Origin of the sequence: Novosphingobium sp. RL4 (assembly GCF_035658495.1) — a bacterium.
In the GTDB taxonomy this organism is placed as follows: domain Bacteria; phylum Pseudomonadota; class Alphaproteobacteria; order Sphingomonadales; family Sphingomonadaceae; genus Novosphingobium.
Map to the genome: position 1 here is coordinate 2,160,362 of NZ_CP141944.1, position 23,136 is coordinate 2,183,497.

The 23,136-nt window shown below is 64.8% G+C and carries 23 protein-coding genes; 7 read left to right on the forward strand and 16 right to left on the reverse strand.

Features of this window, described 5'->3' with window-relative positions; translation table 11 throughout:
- Positions 1–192: 192 nt before the first annotated feature.
- The 5 genes from U9J33_RS10490 to U9J33_RS10510 form a co-directional block, all read right to left on the reverse strand.
- Positions 193–900 (reverse strand): energy transducer TonB, encoded by a 708-nt coding sequence (locus U9J33_RS10490; protein WP_324695045.1) that lies wholly within the window; start codon positions 898–900, stop codon positions 193–195.
- Positions 901–956: 56 nt separating this feature from the next.
- Positions 957–3,413, reverse strand: a complete 2,457-nt coding sequence (locus tag U9J33_RS10495; protein ID WP_324695047.1) for a TonB-dependent siderophore receptor — start codon at positions 3,411–3,413, stop codon at positions 957–959.
- 121 nt (positions 3,414–3,534) lie between these two features.
- The gene (locus U9J33_RS10500) at positions 3,535–4,515 is read right to left on the reverse strand and encodes a FecR family protein (RefSeq protein WP_324699039.1); all 981 of its coding nucleotides are present in this window, start codon (positions 4,513–4,515) and stop codon (positions 3,535–3,537) included.
- A gap of 103 nt (positions 4,516–4,618) precedes the next feature.
- Positions 4,619–5,128, reverse strand: coding sequence for an RNA polymerase sigma factor (locus tag U9J33_RS10505; protein WP_324695049.1), 510 nt, complete (start codon positions 5,126–5,128; stop codon positions 4,619–4,621).
- Positions 5,129–5,354: 226 nt separating this feature from the next.
- Entirely contained in the window at positions 5,355–5,801 is a 447-nt protein-coding gene (locus U9J33_RS10510) for a VOC family protein (protein ID WP_324695051.1), read from the reverse strand.
- A 140-nt stretch (positions 5,802–5,941) separates the two neighbouring features.
- Here U9J33_RS10510 and U9J33_RS10515 point away from each other — a divergent pair, with 140 nt between their 5' ends.
- From U9J33_RS10515 to U9J33_RS10540, 6 genes are all read left to right on the forward strand, one after another.
- Entirely contained in the window at positions 5,942–6,553 is a 612-nt protein-coding gene (locus U9J33_RS10515; RefSeq protein ID WP_324695053.1) for a TetR/AcrR family transcriptional regulator, read from the forward strand.
- A gap of 579 nt (positions 6,554–7,132) precedes the next feature.
- Positions 7,133–8,260 carry an ROK family transcriptional regulator gene (locus tag U9J33_RS10520; protein WP_324699040.1) on the forward strand — a complete coding sequence of 376 codons (1,128 nt, stop codon included), beginning with the start codon at positions 7,133–7,135 and terminating at the stop codon, positions 8,258–8,260.
- Between the two features lie 101 nt (positions 8,261–8,361).
- Positions 8,362–10,854: a TonB-dependent receptor gene (locus tag U9J33_RS10525; RefSeq protein ID WP_324695055.1), complete on the forward strand. Its 2,493-nt coding sequence runs from the start codon at positions 8,362–8,364 to the stop codon at positions 10,852–10,854.
- Between the two features lie 100 nt (positions 10,855–10,954).
- On the forward strand, positions 10,955–11,905 hold the full coding sequence (locus U9J33_RS10530; RefSeq protein WP_324695057.1) for a glycerophosphodiester phosphodiesterase family protein: 951 nt from the start codon (positions 10,955–10,957) through the stop codon (positions 11,903–11,905).
- Positions 11,906–12,153: 248 nt separating this feature from the next.
- A complete protein-coding gene (locus tag U9J33_RS10535) occupies positions 12,154–13,374 on the forward strand; it encodes a glycosyltransferase family 87 protein (protein ID WP_324695059.1) in 1,221 nt (406 codons plus the stop codon).
- A 14-nt stretch (positions 13,375–13,388) separates the two neighbouring features.
- The gene (locus U9J33_RS10540) at positions 13,389–14,105 is read left to right on the forward strand and encodes an NYN domain-containing protein (protein ID WP_185997429.1); all 717 of its coding nucleotides are present in this window, start codon (positions 13,389–13,391) and stop codon (positions 14,103–14,105) included.
- Between the two features lie 6 nt (positions 14,106–14,111).
- On the opposite strand, the gene U9J33_RS10545 is transcribed toward U9J33_RS10540, so the two are convergent.
- From U9J33_RS10545 to rsmI, 7 genes are all read right to left on the reverse strand, one after another.
- Positions 14,112–14,885 (reverse strand): hypothetical protein, encoded by a 774-nt coding sequence (locus U9J33_RS10545; RefSeq protein ID WP_132468791.1) that lies wholly within the window; start codon positions 14,883–14,885, stop codon positions 14,112–14,114.
- A complete protein-coding gene (parE, locus tag U9J33_RS10550) occupies positions 14,878–16,875 on the reverse strand; it encodes a DNA topoisomerase IV subunit B (RefSeq protein WP_132468792.1) in 1,998 nt (665 codons plus the stop codon). The genes U9J33_RS10545 and parE overlap by 8 nt, the downstream gene beginning before the upstream one ends.
- 157 nt (positions 16,876–17,032) lie before the next feature.
- Entirely contained in the window at positions 17,033–17,431 is a 399-nt protein-coding gene (locus tag U9J33_RS10555; protein ID WP_324695064.1) for a Rap1a/Tai family immunity protein, read from the reverse strand.
- Positions 17,432–17,496: 65 nt separating this feature from the next.
- Positions 17,497–18,096 carry a DedA family protein gene (locus U9J33_RS10560; protein ID WP_324695066.1) on the reverse strand — a complete coding sequence of 200 codons (600 nt, stop codon included), beginning with the start codon at positions 18,094–18,096 and terminating at the stop codon, positions 17,497–17,499.
- A gap of 30 nt (positions 18,097–18,126) precedes the next feature.
- Positions 18,127–19,113, reverse strand: coding sequence for a glutathione synthase (gene gshB, locus U9J33_RS10565; RefSeq protein WP_054438888.1), 987 nt, complete (start codon positions 19,111–19,113; stop codon positions 18,127–18,129).
- Positions 19,114–19,231: 118 nt separating this feature from the next.
- Positions 19,232–19,528: a YraN family protein gene (locus U9J33_RS10570; RefSeq protein ID WP_324695069.1), complete on the reverse strand. Its 297-nt coding sequence runs from the start codon at positions 19,526–19,528 to the stop codon at positions 19,232–19,234.
- 61 nt (positions 19,529–19,589) lie between these two features.
- On the reverse strand, positions 19,590–20,417 hold the full coding sequence (gene rsmI, locus U9J33_RS10575; RefSeq protein WP_324695071.1) for a 16S rRNA (cytidine(1402)-2'-O)-methyltransferase: 828 nt from the start codon (positions 20,415–20,417) through the stop codon (positions 19,590–19,592).
- 41 nt (positions 20,418–20,458) lie between these two features.
- Between rsmI and U9J33_RS10580 the strand changes: the two genes are divergently transcribed.
- Positions 20,459–21,619 (forward strand): penicillin-binding protein activator, encoded by a 1,161-nt coding sequence (locus U9J33_RS10580; protein WP_324695073.1) that lies wholly within the window; start codon positions 20,459–20,461, stop codon positions 21,617–21,619.
- Between the two features lie 32 nt (positions 21,620–21,651).
- On the opposite strand, the gene U9J33_RS10585 is transcribed toward U9J33_RS10580, so the two are convergent.
- The 4 genes from U9J33_RS10585 to U9J33_RS10600 are packed head-to-tail and all read right to left on the reverse strand — an operon-like array spanning position 21,652 to position 22,686.
- Positions 21,652–21,903: a hypothetical protein gene (locus U9J33_RS10585; RefSeq protein ID WP_054438894.1), complete on the reverse strand. Its 252-nt coding sequence runs from the start codon at positions 21,901–21,903 to the stop codon at positions 21,652–21,654.
- Between the two features lie 8 nt (positions 21,904–21,911).
- Entirely contained in the window at positions 21,912–22,190 is a 279-nt protein-coding gene (locus U9J33_RS10590) for an antitoxin Xre/MbcA/ParS toxin-binding domain-containing protein (protein WP_054438895.1), read from the reverse strand.
- Between the two features lie 60 nt (positions 22,191–22,250).
- Entirely contained in the window at positions 22,251–22,469 is a 219-nt protein-coding gene (locus tag U9J33_RS10595) for a hypothetical protein (RefSeq protein WP_054438896.1), read from the reverse strand.
- 58 nt (positions 22,470–22,527) lie between these two features.
- Positions 22,528–22,686, reverse strand: coding sequence for a cold shock domain-containing protein (locus tag U9J33_RS10600; RefSeq protein ID WP_324695077.1), 159 nt, complete (start codon positions 22,684–22,686; stop codon positions 22,528–22,530).
- Positions 22,687–23,136 lie beyond the last annotated feature (450 nt).

Below are 23,136 nucleotides of genomic sequence, written 5' to 3' on the forward strand. Positions count from 1 at the left end.
TCTATGAGTGCTCCTTCCCGCCACGACGAGTTGGGGTGGCTTTTTGCGGGAGCCCCGAGGCTGGATGTGACCCTTGTCGGTCATTCAGGCGCGGATTTCCACTTCCCACGCGGATGCCGGCGGCTTTTCCGTAGGCTTCCCGTTCCACGGCAGCAACTCGTCGCTCCGGTTTATGGGATAGCCGTTTCACCTTCAACGAATGAAGAATTCGACCGGAACGACCAGTTCCAGCGTATCACCGGGTTTGTCTTCCGGCGGCCGGGGCAATGGCTGGGCACGTTTCGCCAGTGTCAGCGCTTCGCGATCGAGTTCAGGGAAACCGCAGGAGCGCTCGAGGCTGGTCGACAGCACACGCCCGTCCCGGTCCATCGTGAAACGGATATAGGGAACGCCCTGCTGACGGCGGGCATGGGCTCCAGAGGGATAGCGCCGATACTTGTTGAGCCGTGCAAGAACCCGTCCTTCCCAGCGATCTGCGGCATTGCTCGAGACCTGGGGAGCGGGCGGTGCCGGGACGGTCTCGGGCGCGGCAGTTTCGGGCCGCGGGGGAGCCGGGTCAGAGGGCTTTGGCGGTGTGACCGTAGCCGGAGTCTGAAGCGGGGACAGGGCGATCGCCACGGGTTCGCGCGGTTCAACCTTCGGCGGTGGCGGCGCGGGCTCCTGCTTTTCGACAGGCCGCGGCGCTTCCTTATCCTTGGGCGGGGTTTCCTCGGGCGAGGCAAGCGGCACTTGCTCGACCATCAGCGCGGCCGAAGCCCTGGGGGGCTCGACCATGGTCCGGAAGGTCGCGAAAAGGCACACGAGCACCAGTCCATAGAGGCCGGCAGTGCCGACAAGGCCCAGCCAGCGGCTGCCCCCGTTCGTGCGATAGCGCTCGGGCGCATCGACGAGGAGGGACATGCCGGAAAACGGCGACGGAAGTTCCGATACCATCGAAGTCAGGCGCCGCCGTTCGCTCACAGTTTGTAGCGGGCCGTGAACAGCACGTTGCGCGGCGCGCCGTAGGTGTAGGATGTGTAGAGGCCGTATCCATCGTAATACGTCTTGTCGAAGAGGTTGTTGAGCACGATCGAGAGCGAGAGGTGATCGTTCACCTCATAGCCGCCGATCAGGCCGACAACGCCGACATTGCCCTGCTTCGCGGTACCATAGGAGGTCGCGTAGTGGGTAGCGTCCTGCCATGTCAGGTTGGCCCCGATCATCGCGCCGTCGAGAGTGCCCGTGTGGAAGCGATAGGAGGTTGCCAGCTTGCCCTGGTTTTGCGGCAGGCCGGTGTTCACGCGGCTTCCGGCGGCGGTGCGGGCGTGCAGATAGGTGTAGCCGCCCTGCACCTGCCAACCGGGCAGGATCTCGCCCGAGACTTCGAACTCGATACCCTTGCTGGTGACGCCGTCCTGCCCCTCATAGGCCTGCGCGCCGGACGGTGTGGTTTCACCGGGAACGGCAACCGCCACGTTGTTCTGCCTGATGTAGAACCCGGCGATGCTGGTGTTGAGCTTGCCGTCCAGGAATTCGCCCTTGATGCCGGCCTCGTAATTGTCGCCGGTGACCGGATCGAGCACCCTGTCGTTGGCGTCGTAGACCGACGCGGGCGAGAAGATTTGGGCATAGCTGGCGTAGACCGAAAGGTTCTTCGCAAAGTCGTAGACCACGCCGGCATAGGGCACGAACTTGCCGCTTTCATCGAGCTTGCGGCTGAGCGTGCCGTTGACCACGTCGCGCAGCTTGTAGGTCGTGAAGTTGGTGCCGAGGATTACCGAGAGGCCGTCAAGCGGGCGCAGGCGCGCTGTGGCATAGGCACTGCTCTCGCGCTCCATCGTGCGGCGCTGCACGACCGAAGCGCCAGACCAATCGTCGAGCGGCGCGATCTCGCCGTCCCAATCAGCCAGCAGGGTGGTCGGTTCGTCCTTGGTCGTATCCGTGCGGTGCAGGACGCCGCGGGTCCAGGAGTAACCGGCCACGACATCTGCGTCCCAGCCGCCGAGATCGACATGACCGGTGACTTGTGCGTCCAGACCCTTGGCCTTGCGATCAGGGGTCAACGTCGTGTTGTAGATCGTCGCCAGGCCCGTCTGCCGGTTCGGTGCGACGGCGCCATAGATCTGGCGCACCAGCATGTCGCGGATCAGTCGCGAATCCGTGAGGCGGAGGCGGGCCTGCCAGTCGGGCGAGAAATCGTGCTTCACGTCCACGAAGACCTTGCGGCTCTTCGATTCCAGATAGGCGCCCTTGCTCGACGGGCTCCATGATCGCTTGGCGATGAAGCGCGTACCGTCCGACCAGAACAGCGGGATCGCACCGTAAGTCGAACCATCGGTGTGCGAATACTGGTACTCGATCCCGGCATCGACCACCGTGTCGGGGGTCAGGTCGTATTCGAGAATGCCGTAATAGGTCTGGGCTTCCTTGTGGTAGTAATTTGAAAAGTTGTCGCGACTCTCGAAGGCGGCAACGGCGCGGGCGCGCAATGTCCCTTCCTCGTTGACCGGACCCGAAATATCCGCCTCGCCGCGATAGCGGTTCCATGATCCCGCGCTGACCGAGGCATGGCCCTGCAATTCGCTGGTCGGGCGCTTGAGCACGAGGTTGATCGCAGCGGACGGGTTACCCACGCCCTTGAGCAACCCGCTGGCGCCGCGCACCACCTCAACGCGGTCCAGCGTCACGGTGTCGACTTGCGTCAGGAAGCTGGCGCTGGCGTCCTGATCGTAGGAACGCAGTCCGTCGACCTGGACGATAGTGGTCGAAAACCCGCGCGAATAGAGGAAGTGGCGGTCGCTGTCGTCGTGCGAGAGGACGATGCCGGGTACCACGCGCAGCGCATCGGTAACCGAGATCAGTTGCTGGTCGTCAAGTTGTTGGCGGGTCACGACCGACATCGATTGCGGCGTCTCGCGCGGCGAGAGGTCGAGGCGGGTCACGCCCTTGGTCTGGCGGATCGTGTAAGAGCCGGTGCCTTCCGTGGCATTGGGATCGCTCGTCAAACTGGCGGGAATGCCGTAGTCGCCGCCATCCCCCTGAACCTGTACCGGGCCGAGCTGGATCGTGCCGCTCGCCGACTGCGGAGCGCGCTCCAGCGTGGCGGTGCCCGCACCTGTGAAGCGGAAGGTAAGGCCGGTACCCCCAAGCAGGCGCGAAAGCGCTTCTGCCGAACCGAACTCTCCCTTTACCGCAGAGGCGTTTACGCCCTCGGCAAGGTCGGCCGGGTAGGCGACCTGAATGCCGGACTGCTGCATGTACTGGCGAATTGCGCCGGGAAGCGGCTGGACCGCAATATCGAAATTGCGGGCGGCCGAACGGGCGTTCTGGGCGAGCGCCGGGGCACTGGCGGCAAGCGCGAAGACCCCTCCCGATGCCAGTAGTGACAGGCGAAGCGTGGCGCCGGCAATTCGGCGGTACGATGGCAACGACATTCTATTATCCCCTGCTCGACAAGCGGGACGCGCCTAATTCTGCAAATAATCCGCATTAGCAGCGCATCCATTGTGTCTGACGTCGGGCAGGGGTGGCTTCCTAACATGGCGATGAAAAATTTTACCGGGCTGGACGCAAAACGGCGATTCCTGCCAAGCGGTAGACATCGAACCCGGACATCTGGGCAATGGCGTCGATGGCTTCCTCAGGCTTGTCGGTACGGAATGCGGCGCTGATCCGCGCGGTTTTCTCAACGCTACCCATGACCAGAACGGGGCCGCGCCGATAGCGACCGATCGCGGCGATGGCGTCGCTTACCGCCACCCTGTCGAGCAGTAGTTCGCCATTGCGCCAGACGGCGATATCACCGGTTGCCGCATCGCCGAGCCGCAAGGCCGGGCCGCCACGTTCATAGCGCGCGCGCTGCGCCGCCTGCAGAACAAGCGGTGAAGCGGGGGTGCCAGAGCGGACTGCCACTTCACCCTGCGTCACGCTGACAAATACACTATCGCGCTCTCGGCGCACCTCGAAAGCCGTGCCGACATCCTGCGTAACCCCGCCCAGCGCCTCGACCCGGAACGGGCGAGCATCGCCATGGCGCACGTCGAACCATACATCGCCTTTCAGCACCGATACGCGTCGCTCGTTGTCGCTGAAACGCACGGCGATGGCGGAATCTGCGTCGAGAACGGCGGCGCTGCCATCGGGCAAGGTCAGGCTCTCCACGGCGATCCCGGAGCGGTGATCGGCCTGCAACGAGAGCATCAGTTCGGGAAAGGCCAGCACGGCGGCCAGTGCGGCAACTCCAGCGACGGCGATCCTCGGCCATGCACGGCGAGGAACGCGCGCTTGCTCGCGCCGCGACCACGGCAAGCGCCTTGGGCGTTGCGGACCGCCCGGTGCAGGCGCGCTTGCCCGTCCGAGGGCGCGCCAGAGCGCGCGCTGATGCTCGAACGCCCGGTTGTGGTCGGGGTGAGCCGCCCGCCACTGCTTGAAGCGGTCGAGTTCTGCGCTGTCCATTTCTCCCGACGCCAGCCGCGCGACCCAGCCGCGTGCCGTTTCTGCCAGAGCTTCGGCCTCCAGTGCCTCTTCGGGATCCATCACGCCCTTGTCCCCAGTGCGGCCCGCAGCGGCGTAAAACCGCCTGCCACAAGGTACGACGTTTCAGGGATGGGATCTCCAAACAGGCGCAGCGATATTTTCGTCACGGTGCATTCCGAACATCGTCGAGCGCCTTGAGCGCGCGGCGGATATGGCGTTCGACGACGGTGGTCGAAACGCCGTACCGCGCGGCGATTTCGCGCTGGGTCAGACCTTCGAAGCGGTTGAGGCGGAAGATCGAGCGGGTCGGTTCGGGTAGCGAGGCCAATGCCGCCATGATGCGCTCCAGCATGTCGCGCCCGATGGCGATCCGGTCGGGCGCGGGGCTGTCATCCTCTACCCAGAGCAAGTCGGCCACTTCCGCCTCGACCAATGCCCCGCGCCGTTTCGAGGCGCGCAGGGCATCGGTCGCCGCGTTCATGGCGAGACGGTGAAGATAAGCGCCGGGATTGTCTATCGGCGGATGATCGTGGACGGACTGGATCTTCAGCCACAAGCCCTGCGTCACATCCTCCGCCGCGCGCTCATCGCGCAGCATCCGCCGCAGCCGCTTCAGCAGCGACGGCCGCTCTCGCAGCAGCAGATGGGACAGGACGAAAGCGTTCGTGGACATCGTTTCCGCTCGACGGGAACGGGGCCACTAATCCAGTTGCGAGTAATTCGCAACGAGTCGGCTCTCCCATGTTCCCTGTTTCCCGGCCTTGCGGGAAAGTACTTGCCCGAAATCCGGCCAGCGATGGCGATGATCAGAAAGGCTGTGCGGAACGTCAGGTCCGCGAAGGCACCGTCGGAAACGATGCCTCGCCAATGCGCCGCGCGCCAAGTGGGCTGGCTAAGCATCAGTCGAAGGTGCCGCGATATCGGGTGTCCGCATCGGAGCGGGTGTTGAATTCGACCATAATGCCCCCCGGCGCGCGCAGGAAAAATCGCGAACCGCGTTCATGGTGGAACACTGGCGTTTCGGCGACGAAGCCATCCGCCGCAAACCTGTCGTGCAAGGCGCAGACATCGTCATAGCCGGGCAGTTCAAGGCCGATGTGAAATGACATTGGCCAGCGAAGACCGGAAGGGTCGGTGGAAACGCATTCGCCAAAGGGGCGGTCCGGCTTGTCGGCGCCGATCGTGCGGATCGTGGGCGCGTCCGGGGCCGCATTCTCGATCACGACGTCGAGGCCGGGGCGCTTCAGGATAGCGAAATGGGGCTCGACGAATACCGAGAGCGTGAAGCCTAGATAGTTCTCGAAGAATGCAGATGTGGCCGCGACGTCGTTGGTCGGGAAGCTCATGTGGTTGAGTTTGGCGGGAAAAACATGCTTTTCCGTAACAGACTTTTGCATTCGGGGAGCCTTTGTATCTCAGTGGACGCCGAAAAAATGCGAGCTTAAACTCACTTTCACAACTCGCATTCCAAAAGGAGGCTCGCGCCTTGCCAGAAACGCCGATCGAGCCCCGCAAAACGCCGCGACAAGCGCGGTCCTCAGAGACCGTGCGCGCGATCCTGGAGGCTGCTGCTCGCATTCTGGAGACGAAGGGCTTCGACGGCTACAACACCAATGCCGTAGCTGAACTCGCCGGGGTCAGCATTGGATCGCTGTACCAGTACTTCCCCGGCAAGGATGCCTTGACCGCGGGGCTAATCCAGCGGGAAAAAGCACAGCTGCTCGAGGACGTCACGGCGATTGAAATCACCGTTCCGCGCTCGGCGCTGTGCGCCGTCATTGCCGCCTGCGCCGCCCACCAGATGCGCCGTCCGGCTCTCGCTCGCCTGCTGGATTTCGAGGAATTGAGGCTGCCGCTGCACGACCAGCAGTCTCATGCGGAAAACAGCCTCACGGCTGCCCTTGCGTCGATTCTGCGTCTGCTTCCAGGCCCGCTACCCGATCGGCTGGACACTACGGCTGCCGACTGTCTGGCGATCATCAAGGGCATCAACGATGCTGCAGGAGAGCGAGGTGAGACGGATATGGCGGGACTTGAAAAGCGAGTGAAGCGGGCCGTATTCGGCTATCTCGGGTTGGATATCTCTATCGCCATCTGACATCCGCGAGGATCCAATCTGGACGGCGGCGACATACCCCGCCGCCGTCGGTGATGGATTCGCGGGATGGGCCGACAGGCAAGACCGAGATCGCACTGCGATTCGTAGGCGGTTTTGATCCCGAGCGCATGGCAGGGGCCTCCGGCAGAAAGCGCCTCCTTCCAGACGCAGGTGGTCTACAGCGGCAATCCCGAAAGCGGCCGCTTCGCCGAACGCCTCGACCAGCGATGAACCAGCAGCAAGCAGCTCGATCCAAGCATGAGTTTACGACCTGGCTGCAGTGATCAGAAAGTGAGGCATCCCGGCGGTTGGGTGATCCAGCCCTGAACTCGACAAAATCATCGATAACATAGGAAACGGCAAGGTCGGCCAATCCGTCCCAGACCATCAGGATCGTCAACAGGCTTCCAGCGAGAACAATGGGAATGCCCGTCCGGACGGTGAGGAAATAGAGCAGCGAGACGCGTTCTCGGCAGGATGCAGGGTTGCGGGAGAGCCGGCCATGCACGCGCGCTCCAAACCCGTTTGCCTTCATTTTTTTGACGCAATGAAAATATATGGGCGGCGGCCATGCCGGTGATGATGCGCCCCCAGCTCCAACTCAGCGATGCCCAGCGCCGCGTCGTACAGCATCTGCGGATTCACGGGCCCACCGCCCGGGTTCATCTGGCACAGACGCTGGATATCAACGCGGCGACCTTGACGCGCCTGACCCAGCAACTCTCCGCTCTTGGACTGGTGGAGGAGACCCCGGCCAGCCCGGTGACGGTACGGGGACGTCCGACCGTTCCGGTATCCATCGCGGGGCACGGGGGCTGGTCCGTCGGCGCCACTGTCCATCCCGGCTGGCTGGAACTGGCGGTCATCGATTTCCGGGGGCAAGTGCTGTTCGAGGATTCGCGGCCCTTCGCGCAAGGCGATCCCAAGGTCTTCGCACGTACCCTGGACGAGCGGCTGCGGGCATTGGCGGCCGAGCGCGGCTTCATGCGCGGCCGATTTCTGGGGCTTGGCGTTGCGGTGGCGGGATATGCCATCGGCGGCGATCGCAACCGCCGCAGTGTGGTCGACTGGATCGCGCCTTGGGACGACATCCCGTTGCAGCAGGTACTGGAAAGCGTTCTCGACATGCCCGTCTGGATCGAGAACGATGCAGCCGCTGCCGCGCTTGCCGAATACTATCGCCCGGAGATCATCAGCCGCCATCGTTCGATCCTGGTGTTTTTCCTCGGCCACGGCGTTGGCGGTGGACTGATTGCCGAACGGGATCTCTTTGTGGGAGAATTCCATAACGCCGGCGAAGTCGGACGCCTGTTTCCCGGAGATCAGCCGCGTCCATCCGGCATCGACCTGCTCCAGACCCTGCGCGACGCCGGTGCAGAGGCCAGTTCGCTGGCCGATCTGGAGGGGGTGATGGACAGCCATCGCGCGGTCTTCGATGCGTGGATCGAGCGGGCGTCGGCACAATTGGCCACGGCGGTTCACAGCGGCGTCGCCTGGCTCGATCCTGGCGCGGTGGTCATCTCGGGCGCCTTGCCCAGGGCCGTTCTGGCCGCGCTAGCCGAGCAGGTGGAGGCCCACTGCGGCCGGCTTTTCGCCGGATATCGGGCCCCTACGCCGCGCATCTATGCGTCCTCGCTCGCCAGCAAGGCGGTGGTGCTCGGCGCTGCGCTCGCGCCTCTGCACGACGTTCTGGGGGCGCGAGGTTGAGCCGCCAGCGACGCCGCCCATTTAATTTCATGAAAGCAATTAAAACCGTCACGGAACGCGCCGAGAGCGCCCCTCGAGAACGCAAGCTCATGAGGGATTCCATGCAACCGAAGTCATTCCTGCTAATGAACGCCGCAGCGGCAGCGCTGCTTACCGGCGCGCCCGCGCTCGCCCAATCGGCGACGGACACGGCGACCGCGTCCCAAGATGCCCGGCCGACCGACATCATCGTTACCGGTTCCGCCCGTGCGCAGCGCCGGTTCGATGTGTCCTATGCCGTCAACACGCTGTCCGAAGACGATATCAAGAAGCTCGCTCCGCAGAGCATGGCCCAGCTTTTCAGCGTCGTTCCCGGCGTTCAGGTCGAATCGACCGGCGGCGAAGTGCAGAACATCACCCGCGTGCGCGGCATTCCCACCGACCGCGGCTACCTCTATTTCCAGCAGGACGGCCTGCCGCTGTTTCACGATCTGGACGGCTACTTCTTCAATTCCGGAGACGGCATGAACCGTACCGACCTGATGACGCAGCGGGTCGAAGTGGTGCGCGGCGGCCCGGCACCGATCTATGCCAGCGGCGCGGCGGCCATCGCCAACGTCATCACGCGGACCGGCAGCGATACGCCGCAGGGTGAAGCGCAAGTGACGCTGGGCACCAGCGGCCTCTACCGCCTCGATGCCTATCAGTCCGGTCCGCTGGGCAAGGACACGTACTATGCCGTCGGCGGCTTCCTTCGCCAGAACGACGGGTATCGCGATGCAGGCTTCCCTGCCGATCGCGGGGGCCAGATCCGCGCCAATCTGAAGCATGATTTCGATAACGGTTCGATCAAGGTGTCGGGCCAGTACACCAACGATCACAACATCTTCTATCTCTCGCTGCCCACCGCCGATCCGCGCGATCCTTCGGTCAGCCTGAACCCGTACCTCAATTCGCTGACCGGCACGCTCGATACCCCGGCGCTGCGCGCCGCCAACATTGCCTATCGCGACGGTAGCGGACAGGTCCAGAGCAACACTTACGACCTTGCCAATGGCCGCCACATGCGGTTCGGCAATGTGCAGGTCGATTATGAAGGCGATTTCGGCGAGTGGCACGTATCGGCCAAAGCCGGATATACGCAGGGGCGTTCGACCTTCGATGCCCTCTACACGACCTCCAATCCGGTGGATGCGGATACGTTCGCCGCCGGCTATCTGTCGGCAGCACAGTCCGCGTTCGGGAACGTCGCGTCGCTGGGCTATGCCATCGCCGGCACCAGCGGCGCGACTGTCTACGATCCGAACAGCGAATCCGGCCTCGTGCTTTCGGCGCAGTATCGCCACACCGACGCCAAATTCTATTCCGGCCAGGGCGACCTGAGCGTCACCCGCAAATTCGAAACCGGCCTGGGCAGCCACGATGTTCGCGTCGGCGTCTACGGGGCGACCTGGGGCAGCACGATCTTCGGGGTCTATCAGAACTATCTGCTGCAAGTGGCCAATCAGCCGCAGGTACTCGACCTTGTCGCTTATGGTGCGACCGGCTCGGTCAGCGGCTATGTTACCGATAACGGCGCACTGACCGATGCGGCGTCGCTGATCGGCGGCAAGTACGAGGCGAGGATGTTCGCAGTCTACGGCACCGATAGCTGGGACGTGACCGACAAGCTGCGCATCGATCTGGGTTTGCGCCAGGAATGGTACGACTACAGCGGATTTTCGCGCACCACTGCAGCCTATGATCTGGGCGATGCCACCACGCTGGCGGACAATGCCACGCGCGGCTTCACCGGCGCCATCGTCAACACGACGTTCAAACCCAAGGCGACCAATTGGACTGTCGGCGCGAATTATGACCTGACGGACAATTTCGGCCTCTACGCCCGCGCGTCGCAGCTTCAGGTGCCTGCCAATGGCTCCGTAGTCGGCTCTGCCGGAGCTTCGTACACGGCATCGAAGGCCAAGCTCTACGAAGCAGGGGTCAAGGCTGTATTCGGCCGCTCCTACCTCTACCTCACGGGGTTCTACACCAGGTTCGACCCGCTCAATGCCAGCTTCGCCACCTACAACCCGGTGACGGGCCGCAGCGATCAGCCGATCCAGTTCCTCGGATCGGCAGAGGACAAGGGCGTGGAGGCAGACGGGCTGCTGCGCGTGGCGGGACCGTTCTCGATCGCGGGCGCCGTCACGGTGCAGGATCCCAAGTACATCAACTTCACCAGCAGCACCGGCGCCGACGCCGGGGACGTGCTGGGCAAGCAGATCGTGCGCCAGCCGAAGGTCTACGGCAACATCCGCCCGAGCCTGGATTTCAACCTTGCGGGCGGCGATCACCTGAGCCTCTACGGTCGCTACGATTACGTCGGCAAGCGCTATGTCGACGTCACGAACACCACGGCCTTGCCCGCTTATGGCTACTTCAGCGCGGGCGCGACCTTCAACCACGGGCGGTGGAGCCTTCAGGTCGTGGGCGACAACATCACCAATGCCCACGGCTTCACCGAAGGCAACACCGCCGGCGATACTCTGACCGGTCAGGGCACGCCGGAGGCAATCTTCGGGCGTCCGCTGTGGGGCCGTAACGTGCGCTTCGTGCTCGGCCTGAAGTGGTGACGATCACGCGCTGACTGTCCGGCCCGGACCTTTGTGTTCGGGCCGCTTCCGCCGCGCCGCCAAGGCCGCGGCACTCCCTTTTCGATACTGGAAACGCTCGATGAAGATCATTCTTCTTGCCGCGGCCGCGCTGTCGCTGGCCGCTACGGCTGCACATGCCGCACCCACCCATCGTTCCACCGGCGAGATCATGGCCCAGATCCGCGATCCGCATGGCCGGCTCATCGTGGTCGCCCATCGCGGCTGCCACGAACCGGCGCCTCTTCACGGCTTCGGCGCGGCGCCTGAAAATTCGGTGCAGGCTCTCGAAAAGTGCGCGGCGATGGGCGTCGATATGATGGAAACCGACGTGCTCGAGAGCAAGGACGGCTACCTGGTCATCATGCATGACGAGACTGTGGACCGCACGACCACCGGCACCGGCAAGGTCGCCGATCTCACCCTGGCACAGATCAAGAGCCTGCGACTGCGCCAGGACGAGGGCGGCAGCGATGCCGCGGCAACCGACCAGTTCGTGCTCACGCTGGATGAGATGCTGGCGCTCGCCAAGGATCGCATCACGCTCAACCTGGACGTCAAGGACGCCATCTACCCGCAAGTGATCGCCGCCGTGCGCAAGGCGGGCGCCCAGAACCGCGTGACGCTGAAGACGCGGGTCGGCGTGGGCTCGCAACCGCTGGCCCCGATGGCGCCTTATGATGAGGTGCCTTTCCTTGTCATCCCAAAGGACGGCGACGACAGCGGCAAGAGCATTCCCGACATGATCGCCGCGCAAATGTCCGGCAAAATCAAACCCGTCGGCATCGAGCTTCCCTACCGCCTCCCGCGCGAGGCGCTGCCAGCCATTGTCAAGCGCGCGCAATCGCTGGGCGTTCGCCTGTGGGTGAACATGCTCGACGGCAATTTCGTCCTTGGTGCTGGGAGCGACAGGGATGCCTTGCGCGCGCCGGATGCCGTATGGGGCAGTCTGGTGCGCGAAGGTGTTTCCATGCTGCTGACCGACGAGCCCGAAGCGATGCTGGCGATGCGTGACGCAAGCGGTCGGCGGTAATGATCGGGGAGGGGCTTCCAACAGCGGGGCCCTCCACGCAGTGCCCGGCCCCGTACCAAGGCTGCCCGCACCAACAGCACAATCAGCCGGAGCGGAACTGAGAAAGGCCCTCGTTCCCTTCAAGAACTCCAGTCGGTTGCAGGACGCGCTGCGAGGTCCATGTTTTGCGAGCCGGCAAGGCAAGCGCGGAGCCCGCTACCTCGGGCGAGGCATGGACTTCGCCGCCGGGGCGTTGCAGACAGCGGGGCATGGGGGCTGATTTCCTGAAACGGATGGACTGGCTGGGCGCCGCGCGCGTCACCGGATACCTGCGACTCTTCGCGGTGCTTGCCGCCGTCATGCTGGCCTGGCTGGTGGGAACCTCGCACGGGGGGGTAGATGCCAACGGCTATCTGCTCGGCAGCGACTTCATCAGTTTCTGGACGACGGGCCACATGCTCTTCGCCCATGGCGACCCATACGACGGGGCCGCGCATATCGCGGCGCAGCGCACCTATTTCTCGGCGGAAGGCGCCTATACCGCATTCTATTACCCGCCTTCGTTTCTGCCGTTCTGCTGGCCGCTTGGCGGGCTGCCCTATTTTCCGGCGCTCGGGGCATGGTTGCTGATGACGGGCGCGTTGTACCTCGGCGCGGTGCGGTGCTGGTGGGAACGGGCGGCGACCGGGGTGCCGCTGTGGCTCCTGTTCGCGGCCTTCCCCGCAGTGCCGATCGTCGTGACACATGGGCAGACGGCATTCCTTGTTTGCGGCCTGCTTGGGCTGGGCGCCTGGCTGGTGCCGACCCGGCCCTGGATCGCGGGCGCCTTGTTCGGGCTGGCGACGATCAAGCCGCAGTTCGGGCTGCTGCTCCCCCTTGTGCTGGTGGCGACGGGGCAATGGCGGGTCATCGCCTCGGCCTGCATCACGGCCGCGGCGCTGGCCTTGCTATCCGCATGGGCATTCGGCGCGCAGGCCTGGATCGGCTGGCTGGGGGCGAGCGAGCGGGCGCAGGCGGCGATGGCCCATGGGCAGATCGGCTACGGCAAGATGATGAGCCCGTTTGCGGGAATGCGCCTCATCGGCACCTCGATGGGCCTGAGCTATGCCGTGCAGGGGCTGGTGACGCTGGCGGTGGCCGGGCTGGTGCTGTGGGCCTGCCTGCGCAAGGGACGGGCAGGGGCCTGGACGCCGGGGCTGGCCGCGCTGATGCTGGCCGGCGCCCCCCTGGCGACGCCCTATGTGCTGGACTATGACATGGTGCTGCTGGCCTTCCCGATGCTCTGGCTGGTGGGCGAGGGGCTGCGCAGCGGCTTTGCGCCTTACGAGAAGCTGGCGCTCGTGCTCGCCTTTGCCGCGCCCGCGCTGGCGCGCCCGCTGGCGCTTGGCTTCGATATCCCGGTCATGCCTCTGGTCCTCGTGCTGTTCTTCGGGGTAGTCTGGCGGAGGGCAACCTCGGAAGCTTCCGGGCATTCCAGGGCAATACCCTGATAAAGGAGCCAAAAGTGCCCGAACCCAAGCCCCGCATCGGCCGCAACATCGCGCTGCTGATCGATGCCGACAATGCCTCTCCCGCCAATCTCGATGCGGCGCTGACGATCCTGGGCGATCTCGGCACGGTCAACGTGCGGCGCATCTACGGCAACTGGAGCAAGCCCGCGCTCAAGGGCTGGTCCCGGCTCGTGCATCGCCACGCGCTGGAGCCGCAGCAGCAGTTCGACCTGACCAAGGGCAAGAACGCCACAGACATGAAGATGACGATCGACGCGATGGACCTCCTATACGGAGGCCATGTCGACGGTTTCGGACTGATGACGAGCGACAGCGACTTCATGCCGCTCGCCATCCGCATCCGTCAGAACGGCACGCCGGTCTATGGCTTCGGCACCGCCCGCACGCCCGAGGCGTTTCGCGAGGCCTGCACGCGGTTCATCGATCTCGACGCCATGCCGGACGAGGACGCGGTCGAACCGGCGAGCGAAGCGGCAAAGCCCGCCATCGACGACGAACTGGTGAAGCTGCTGGGGGAGGCGTGGAAGGCCAGCAAGCGGGACGAAATGGGGTTTGCGAGCCTGTCCGAAGTGGGGCAGCGCGTGGCGAACCGCTCCAGCTTCGATGCCCGCAGCTATGGTTTCTCGCGCTTGTCGGAACTGGTGCAGACACTGCCCAATTTCGCGACCGAGCGGCGGGAAAGCGGGCTGTTCGTCAAGCGGACGCGCTAGAGCCGCTTAATTTGCGGAGGTGTCCAGCTTGGTCTTGCGCACTTCCGCCGCCACTTCGGGATCGGTCTTGGCGATGTGCTGGGCCATGGCCTCGATCACCAGCGGGCCGACTTCGGCCTCTGCTTCGGGCGAGATATAGTTCGACCACCTGGCGTCGATCTGGATCTTCTGCGCATTCAGCGCCGACATCCGCTTGCCCAGCGGCGTGGCGAAGAAGTCCTTGATGAACTTCATGTCCGCACCGTCTACCTGAAGCGAGGCATCGATCGCGGCGGAACCTATATCGGCCGAAAGGCTCTCCGCCGATATTTCCCTGGAAGCCATCGCATCGCGGGCGGTGGCGCCCATCGCGTTGCGTTCGGCCACGGTCGAGATGAAGCGCGTCATTTGCGGGGAACGGAGGAAAACCCCGATTTCGGCCGCCTCCGAGGCGGACAGGTTCGCCTTGTAGAGCGCCGCGAGATCGCTGCGGTACAGTGGCACGATCCGCTGGGCTTCCTGCACCATCATCGGCTTCAGGGCATCGGAAAATGCCCGGAGCAGGCCGGGATAAGCGGTTTCGAGTTCGGCCATTTCCTCGTCGGCGGCCAGACCGTCAACCATGGCCTTCAGCATGGCGTTGCTCGACCGGGCCATCTGCTCGTCAGTGACGACGATACCGGCAAGCTCGTCCCAAACCGCCTGCTGCGAGACGGCCGCAGTGGCGGCAAGCGAGGGGACGGCCCCGGCCGGGGTGAACGAGATCGCGGCCAGCGCCGCGAGCATAAGAGCGTTACGCATCGATCAGCTCCGGGTCGATCTCACCGGCGCGGTTCTGGATGAACATGAAGCGATGTTCGGGATTGCGGCCCATCAGGCGGTCCACAAGGTCCTTCACCGCCGCGCGGCCCTCGTATTCCGGCGGCAGGGTGATGCGGATGAGCGAGCGGCTTTCCGGCGCCATCGTCGTTTCACGAAGCTGCTGCGGGTTCATTTCGCCCAGACCCTTGAACCGGCCCACTTCGACCTTCTTGTTCTTGAACACCGTTGCTTCCAGTTCGGCGCGGTGTGCGTCGTCACGGGCATAGGCCGAAGTCGAGCCTGCGGTGAGGCGGTAAAGCGGCGGCTGCGCGAGGTAGAGGTGCCCGCGCTTCACGATGTCCGGCATCTCCTGGAAGAAGAAGGTCATCAGCAGCGTGGCGATATGCGCACCGTCCACGTCGGCGTCGGTCATGATGATGACGCGGTCGTAGCGCAGGTTGTCGGCGTTGCAGTCCTTGCGGGTGCCGCAGCCGAGCGCGAGGCCGAGGTCGGCGATTTCCGAGTTCCCGCGGATCTTGTCCGCCGTGGCCGAGGCCACGTTGAGGATCTTGCCCCGGATCGGCAGGATGGCCTGGGTCTTGCGGTTGCGCGCCTGCTTGGCCGATCCGCCTGCCGAATCGCCTTCGACGATGAACAGTTCGGTCTCGCCCGGCCCCTCGCCCGAACAGTCCGTCAACTTGCCGGGAAGACGCAGCTTGCGGGCATTGGTGGCGGTCTTGCGCTTGACCTCCCGCTCGGCCTTGCGGCGCAGGCGATCGTCCATGCGTTCCATCACCGCGCCGAGCAGCGCCTTGCCGCGATCGAGGTTGTCCGTGAGGAAGTGGTCGAAATGGTCGCGCACCGCCGCTTCCACGAGGCGGGCGGCCTCGGGGCTGGTGAGGCGGTCCTTGGTCTGGCTCTGGAACTGGGGATCGCGGATGAAGACCGAGAGCATGACTTCGCTGCCGGTCACCACGTCATCCGGGGTGATGTCCTTGGCCTTCTTGGCCTGCCCCACCAGGTCCGCGAAAGCGCGGATGCCCTTGGTCAGCGCGGCGCGAAGGCCCTGTTCGTGCGTGCCGCCGTCCGGGGTGGGGATGGTGTTGCAGTACCAGGAATAGGAACCGTCGGAATAGAGCGGCCAGGCGATCGCCCATTCGACGCGGCCCTGTTCGGAACCGTCATCGCCGCGCTGGAAATCCTGGCGCCCGGAGAAGAACTGCGTGGTCACGCATTCACGGGTGCCGATCTGCTCCGCCAGATGATCGGCAAGGCCGCCGGGGAACTGGAAGGTCGATTCGGCGGGAACATCCTCGGAAGCGAGCGAGGGCGCGCATTTCCAGCGGATTTCGACGCCCGCGAAAAGATAGGCCTTCGAACGCACCAGCTTGAACAGGCGCGCGGGCTTGAACTGCTGGTCTCCGAAAATCTCGGTATCGGGCGTGAAGCTGACCGCCGTGCCGCGCCGGTTGGGCGCCGCGCCGACTTTCTGGAGCGGCCCGAGCGTGACCCCGCGCGAAAATTCCTGCGCGAAGAGTTCCTTGTTGCGGGCCACTTCGACGCGGGTAAGGCTGGACAGGGCGTTGACCACCGAGATGCCGACGCCGTGCAGGCCGCCCGAAGTGGCATAGGCCTTGCCGGAGAACTTGCCGCCCGAGTGCAGCGTCGAGAGGATGACCTCCAGCGCCGACTTGCCGGGAAACTTGGGGTGTTCGTCAACCGGGATACCGCGACCGTTGTCGGTGATGGTCAGCCGGTTGCCTTCGTCCAGCGTGACTTCGATGCGGTTGGCGTGGCCGGCCACGGCCTCGTCCATCGCGTTGTCCAGCACTTCGGCGGCGAGATGGTGCAGCGCGCGCTCGTCGGTGCCGCCGATGTACATGCCGGGACGACGGCGGACGGGCTCGAGCCCCTCCAGCACTTCGATCGCGGAACCATCGTAGGATTCCCCGCCCGCAGACGGGAGCTTGTCGAACAGGTCATCGGACATGGCCGGGACTATAGGGCGGCTAAACCCGCGATCAAGCACGGCTTCGTGCTTATCCGCAAAGAGATGTTCGCGGTCTGATCTTTTTCGGGATTCGGGCAGGCGCGGGGAGGGGAAGCACCGCGTGGCCGATGGCGATTCGCGGGGGTGTTTGCCGGGTCTATTTCTTCCTGGTCTTGCCCGTCTTGCCCGCGGGTTTCGTTGCGGCCCCGGCGCAGGGCCAGGCGCTACGCGTGGCGGCAAAGACCACGTCGGAGCCGGATTCGCTGTGAACCTTGGGATTGTCGTGCAGGTAGCCGACCGTGGCTTCCCGGAGCTGGCTGATCGTCACCCCTGCCGGAATGCAGCTCTTGGACTTGTGCGCGGTATTGAAGGCATCCACCGCGCCGGTGATGTAGGCGATGCATTCGTAGGTCTTCTCGACGTAGCTGTTGCTGCCGCGCTGGGCGGTGCAGCTCTCGTAGAGCTGGGCGCCGGTATAGAAACTGGCATTGGCGGCGCCGGGCACGAACCCCAGCGGCAGGATCAGGGCAAGGCAGGCCAGCTTCCGGGACATCATTCTTGAAACTCTCCAACCCATATGCGAGCCGTTTTTCGGCGGCCCTCGGCGCTTGAGGCGCGCCCTCAGTTCGACGGCTTCCACGAGATCACGCGCCAGAGATACCAGGCCACGGTGCCCAGCGCGAAGGCGAGCGTGCCCCATCCGATCCAGGTTTCGGCCTCGGCGAAAGTATGGCCCAGCCACCGGCCCGCCATCAGCAGGATCGTGTTCCAGATCGCCGCGCCGGCCGCGGTGTAAAGCAGGAAGGGCAGGTGCCGCATGTGGGCGAGCCCGGCCGGAACCGAGACCATGGTGCGGAACATGGGCATGAAGCGCATGACGAACACCACCCAGTGGCCGTGCCTGCGGAAGAAATGCCCGGCTTTCTCCACGTCGCCCCATTCCAGCGTCAGCCAGCGGCCCCAGCGATCTATCAGCGGTCGGAGACGCTCGTAGCCGAGGCGGTCGGCGGCGAGGAACAGCACGTAGTTGCCGAGCGTGGCGCCTGCCGTTCCCGCGAGCAGGACCGGCAGGAAATCCATGCGGCCATGCGCGATGGCGATCCCGGCGAGGCCCATGATAAGCTCCGAGGGGATCGGCGGCACGATGTTCTCCAGCGCCATGAGGAACAGGATGCCCCAATAGCCGCCGCCCTCGACGAGGGAGATCACCCATTCATTCATGCGGCGCTGCTCCGGCCTGGCGGTAACCGCCTACATCGCGGCGTGGCGGACCTCGATGGCGTCCCAGATCATGGCGCCGGTGTCGGTTCCATTGAACCGGTCGATCGCGACGATGCCGGTGGGGGAAGTCACATTGATTTCGGTCAGCCATTTTCCGCCAATCACGTCGATACCGACGAAAACCAGCCCCCGCGCCTTGAGTTCCGGGGCAAGCGCCGCACAGATTTCCTCTTCCGCCGAAGTGAGGCCGGTGGCCTCGGCCGAGCCGCCCACCGCGAGGTTGGAGCGGAATTCGCCGGCACCGGGCTTGCGGTTGATGGCGCCTGCGAACACGCCGTCCACCAGGACGATGCGCTTGTCGCCCTCGGCAACGTCGGGGAGGAAGGGCTGGACCATGAACGGTTCTACCCAGGCGTTCTCGAACATCTCGATCAGCGCGCCCAGGTTGCTGCCGTCGGCGGGCACGCGGAACACTGCCTTGCCGCCGTTGCCGTGCAGCGGCTTGATGACGAGGTCGCCGCCGAAACCGGCTTCGACGTTGCGCTGCTGGAACAGGCGCACGTCCTCGATGCGGCGGGCGATGAAGGTGGGCGGCATGAAGCGCGCATAGTCCAGCACGAAGACCTTTTCGGGCGCATTGCGGACCGAAGCCGGATCGTTGACCACCAGCGTCTGCCCGGCCAGCCGCTCAAGCAGGTGCGTGGCGGTGATGTAGCCGAGGTCGAAAGGCGGGTCCTGCCGCATCAGCACCACGTCGATATCGGCCACGAGGTCGATCAGGCGATACTCGCCGCGCGTGAAGTGCGCGCCTTCCACGCGCTGAACCGTAACCGGGGCACCCCAGCAGGTGAGGCGTCCGGCCGCGCCAGAGGACGCGTCATAGGCGAGCGTGCGAACGTCATAATGGAACAGTTCGTGCCCGCGCGCCTGCGCCGAGAGCATGAGCGCGAACGAGGAATCACCCGCGATCTTGATCGATTCCAGCGGGTCCATCTGAACGGCGATGCGTAAGGTCATGAAAAGTCTGGTCCTCGCGGATATGTACCGAGCGGTATCTTTCGGGAAGGCGGCTTAATCGGAATCGGCGCCGGGCGCGAATGATTTTGGGGCCGGTCCTGCAACTTTGCGGATCGGGCTACAGGTCCGGCTGCCAGGCATTGGCGATCCGGCGCGGCCAGCAGCCGGGCGCCATCAGCAGGACGTCCACCCTCAGGCTGTCGCCCGGCTTCCGGTACCGGTGGGCGACGGCCTCGGCGGCGGCCGCCACGCGGCGCAGGCGGTGATGATCTATCGCATGGTCGAGATCGGCGCGGCGCGCGCGCCACTTCACCTCGACGAAGCACAGCGTGCGGCCGCGCCGGGCGACGATATCGACCTCGCCGCGACCGGTCTTGACCCGCCGGGCGCGGATGCTCCAGCCGGTGAGCCGCAAGTACCATGCGGCCAGAGCCTCCCCCCGGCGCCCTTGCGCTCCGCTTCGGCGCGCTGCCTGTTCACTTCAGCTCCATCGCCCGGGCATAGAGCACCTTGCGGTCGAGCCCGGTCGCCTTCGCCACCGTTCCGGCCGCCTGTGAGGGCTTCGCCAGCGCCAGTTCGGCGCGGAGCAGGGCATCGACATCCACCTCGCCGATCGGTTCCTCGCCGGGAGGGGCGACGAGCAGGACGATCTCGCCCTTGGGCGGGTGCGCCGCGTAATGGGCGATAAGCTCGCCGGGCGTGCCGCTGCGGCATTCCTCGAACTTCTTGGTAAGTTCGCGCGCCACCGCGACTTCGCGGCCGGGCAGGACCGCGCCGATGGCCTCAAGCGCATCGCCGAGACGGGGGGCGGTTTCGTAGAAGATCAGCGTGGCGGGCACTCTGGCGAGATCCGCCAGCACCGTCTCGCGCGCCTTGGCCTTGTTGGGCAGGAAGCCGGCGAACAGGAAGCGGTCGTTCGGCAGGCCGGAAAGCGTCATGGCCATGACCGCCGCATTCGCGCCCGGCAGGCTGGTGATGGGAATGCCCCGTTCCCGCGCGATCCTGACGAGGCGATAGCCGGGGTCGGAGATCAGCGGCGTTCCGGCATCGCTGACCAAGGCCACCGGCTCGCTTTCCATCAGCGCCAGCAGCCGCTCGCGGTCGGCTTCGCCGGCGTGATCGTCATAACGGATCATCTTCTGCTTGATGCCGAGGTGATGCAGGAGCTTCCCGGTGATGCGCGTGTCCTCGCAAGCGACCGCGCTCACGCCTTTGAGGATCTCCACGGCGCGAAAGGTAATGTCCCCAAGGTTGCCAATCGGGGTTGCCACTATGTAGAGGCCTGAGGTGAGAGTGTGTTCCATCGCAGGGACTCATGGCCCAAGCACTATGGGAGCGGCAAGCAATGTTCTATAATCGCCTGAACCGGCGCAATCTTCTCGCGGCGGCAGCGATGGCAGCCCTCGCGGGTTGCGCAGTGGTCCCCAAGGCGCCCGCGCCGGCTCCCGCCCCCACGCCAACGGCGCCGGAAAGCGAGATTCCCACCGATACCGAACGTCACCGCGTGGCGCTGCTGGTGCCGATCAGCGGGCCCAACGCGGGCGTCGGCCAGTCGCTCGCCAATGCGGCGAACATGGCGCTGCTCGATACCGGCGCGAAGAACCTGCGCATCACCACTTACGACACCGGCACGAATCCGGGCGAAGCCGCCCGCCGCGCCATCGCCGACGGCAACAAGCTGATTCTCGGTCCGCTACTGTCTGACGACATCGCATCGGTCGCGGCTGTCGCCAAGCCTGCGCACGTGCCGCTCATCTCCTTCTCGAACGACGAGAAGGCGGCCGGCAAGGATGTCTTCATCATCGGTAACCTGCCGGGCCAGTCGATCGCCCGCACGGTCGGCTATGCGCGGGGCAAGGGCATCAGCACCTTCGCGGCTCTCGTACCCAAGGGCGATTATGGCGAACGCGTGAGCAGCTCGCTCCTCGCCTCGGTGCGGGACAGCGGCGGCTCGGTCGTGGCCATGGAAACCTATGATCGCACCCCCGCCTCGATCGGTGCGGCGGCCAATCGCATCAAGGCCAAGAGCGGTTACGGCGCGCTGCTCATCGCTGACAGCGGCAGCCTTTCGGCCAGGGCAGCGGTTTCCTACCGCGCGGCCGGTGGCGGTGCGGGCGTGCGCCTGCTCGGCACCGAACTGTGGGGCGGTGAGCGCGAACTGGCCACCAGCCCGGCGCTCAACGGCGCCTGGTTCTCCACCGTGTCCGACGTTCGCTTCGCGCAGTTTTCCAAGAGCTATCGCAGCCGCTTCGGCGCCGCGCCCTTCCGCATCGCAACGCTTGGCTACGATGCCGTGCTGCTGACCCTGCGCGTTACCCGCGCCTGGGTTCCCGGCAAGGCGTTCCCCACCGGCGAGATGCTGGATCCGGGTGGCTTCCTCGGCATGGACGGTCCGTTCCGCTTCAACCGGAACGGCCTGATCGAACGCGCTCTGGAGGTTCGCGCGGTGGACGGCGGCGCGATCAAGGTCATCAGCGCTGCCCCCAGCGGTTTCGCCAAGGACTAGGTCTCGCGATCCGGCTGCGTTCGGGGGGCCGGCTAGGACGGCGGCTTGCCGCCGTCCTCGGGTAACATCTTCGAGGCTTTTCGCCGGTCCGCAGCGGTTTTGCCGATCTGGCGTTCCAGTTTCGCCTGAAAGCTGGCGATGTCCAGAATCTCGAGATCGGGATCGGGGCGGCGCCAGCTTTCGTTTTTTGCGCGCGACCGGCGTAGCGCCCTTATGACCAGGCAGACGATCCCGGTGCCTATCGCGGCGATCAGAAGACAGGCCAGGATCAGCCCGCTGGTCATGGCCGGGCCTATCCGATCGCGGGCGAGGGAGCCGGAAGGTCCGCCAGATGGGCGACGACGCGCCTGAAGCCTTCGGCAGTGGCCAGCGCCAGATCGATGGGCCGCCCGCCAAGGTCGTCCCGGTCCTCGTTGAGATAGGCGATGGCCGCGTCCTTGTTTCCAAGCGTGAGGAGCGCGCACCGCGTCACGTCACCTTGCCGCCGCGCTTCATCCTGCGTGAGCGGGTTGCGGGCTTGCCAGCGGTTCCTGTTCTTGCGCGGGGCCGGATCGGGGGGAGTATCCGTCATCGTCGTGTTCCCTTCAGAATGAGCGCGCAACCGAAGCCGGAAATGTTCCGCGACGGGGCCTCAAGTGGGCTGTTCGGTATGCTCGGTGGTTTCGGTCTGGGCACGCTCCGCCTCGCGGAGAGCGCGGCTGGCTTCCATCTTGCTGATACGGTCGGACATCGCTCTCCACGCGGCTTCGGAGCGCAGTTCGCGCTCCCGCACATTCGAGAGCATCGCCTGCTGGGCGGCAGAGGCCGCCTCCTGCGCCCTTGCGTCGCAGAATGCTTTGGTCAGGCTCATCAGCTGCGCCATGGGCCCGACCCGGGTTGCCGGGGTTGTGTCAGGGGGGCGCCGGGCATCAGGCCAGCTTCACCAGATTGACGGCAGAGGCTTTCCCGTTGCGCGCGATCTGAATGTCGTAAGTGAAGCGATCGCCCAGTGCCAGGGTCTCAAGCCCCACGGCATGAGCGCTCGATATGTGGACGAAGTTGTCTCCGCCGGCGTCCTCGGGACGCAAGAAGCCGTAACCTTTTTCAAGGCTAAGGAATTGGACAATTCCGGTTTGCATGTTTTCCCTCTCATGAAAAACGTCCCGCAAAAGCGAGAATGTGGAGAGAGATTTTCAAAAACGATTAATCGAAATGGCCAATAAAGGCGTGATTCCCGATTTCATGGGAGTGCCGTTGCGGCCATCGAAATCTGAAAGATCAAATCTATCGGGCGAGTGTAACACGGCCCGAAGGTCTGTCCTATTTAATTATGCCGCCGCAGGCCCGGCACAGATCCACTCTGAAATCGCCCGCCGCGCATTTTCGGGATCGCTTCCGGGCAAGCCGGACTTCCGCCGCCACTTTCATGAAAAATTACTTCCCCCAAGAGAGCGACCGGCCGGGGGGAGAAGGTCGTCTTTTTCCATCAGAATAAAGAACGGCGCTTCCCGAAAGTACACTTTCATACGCAGTAATAG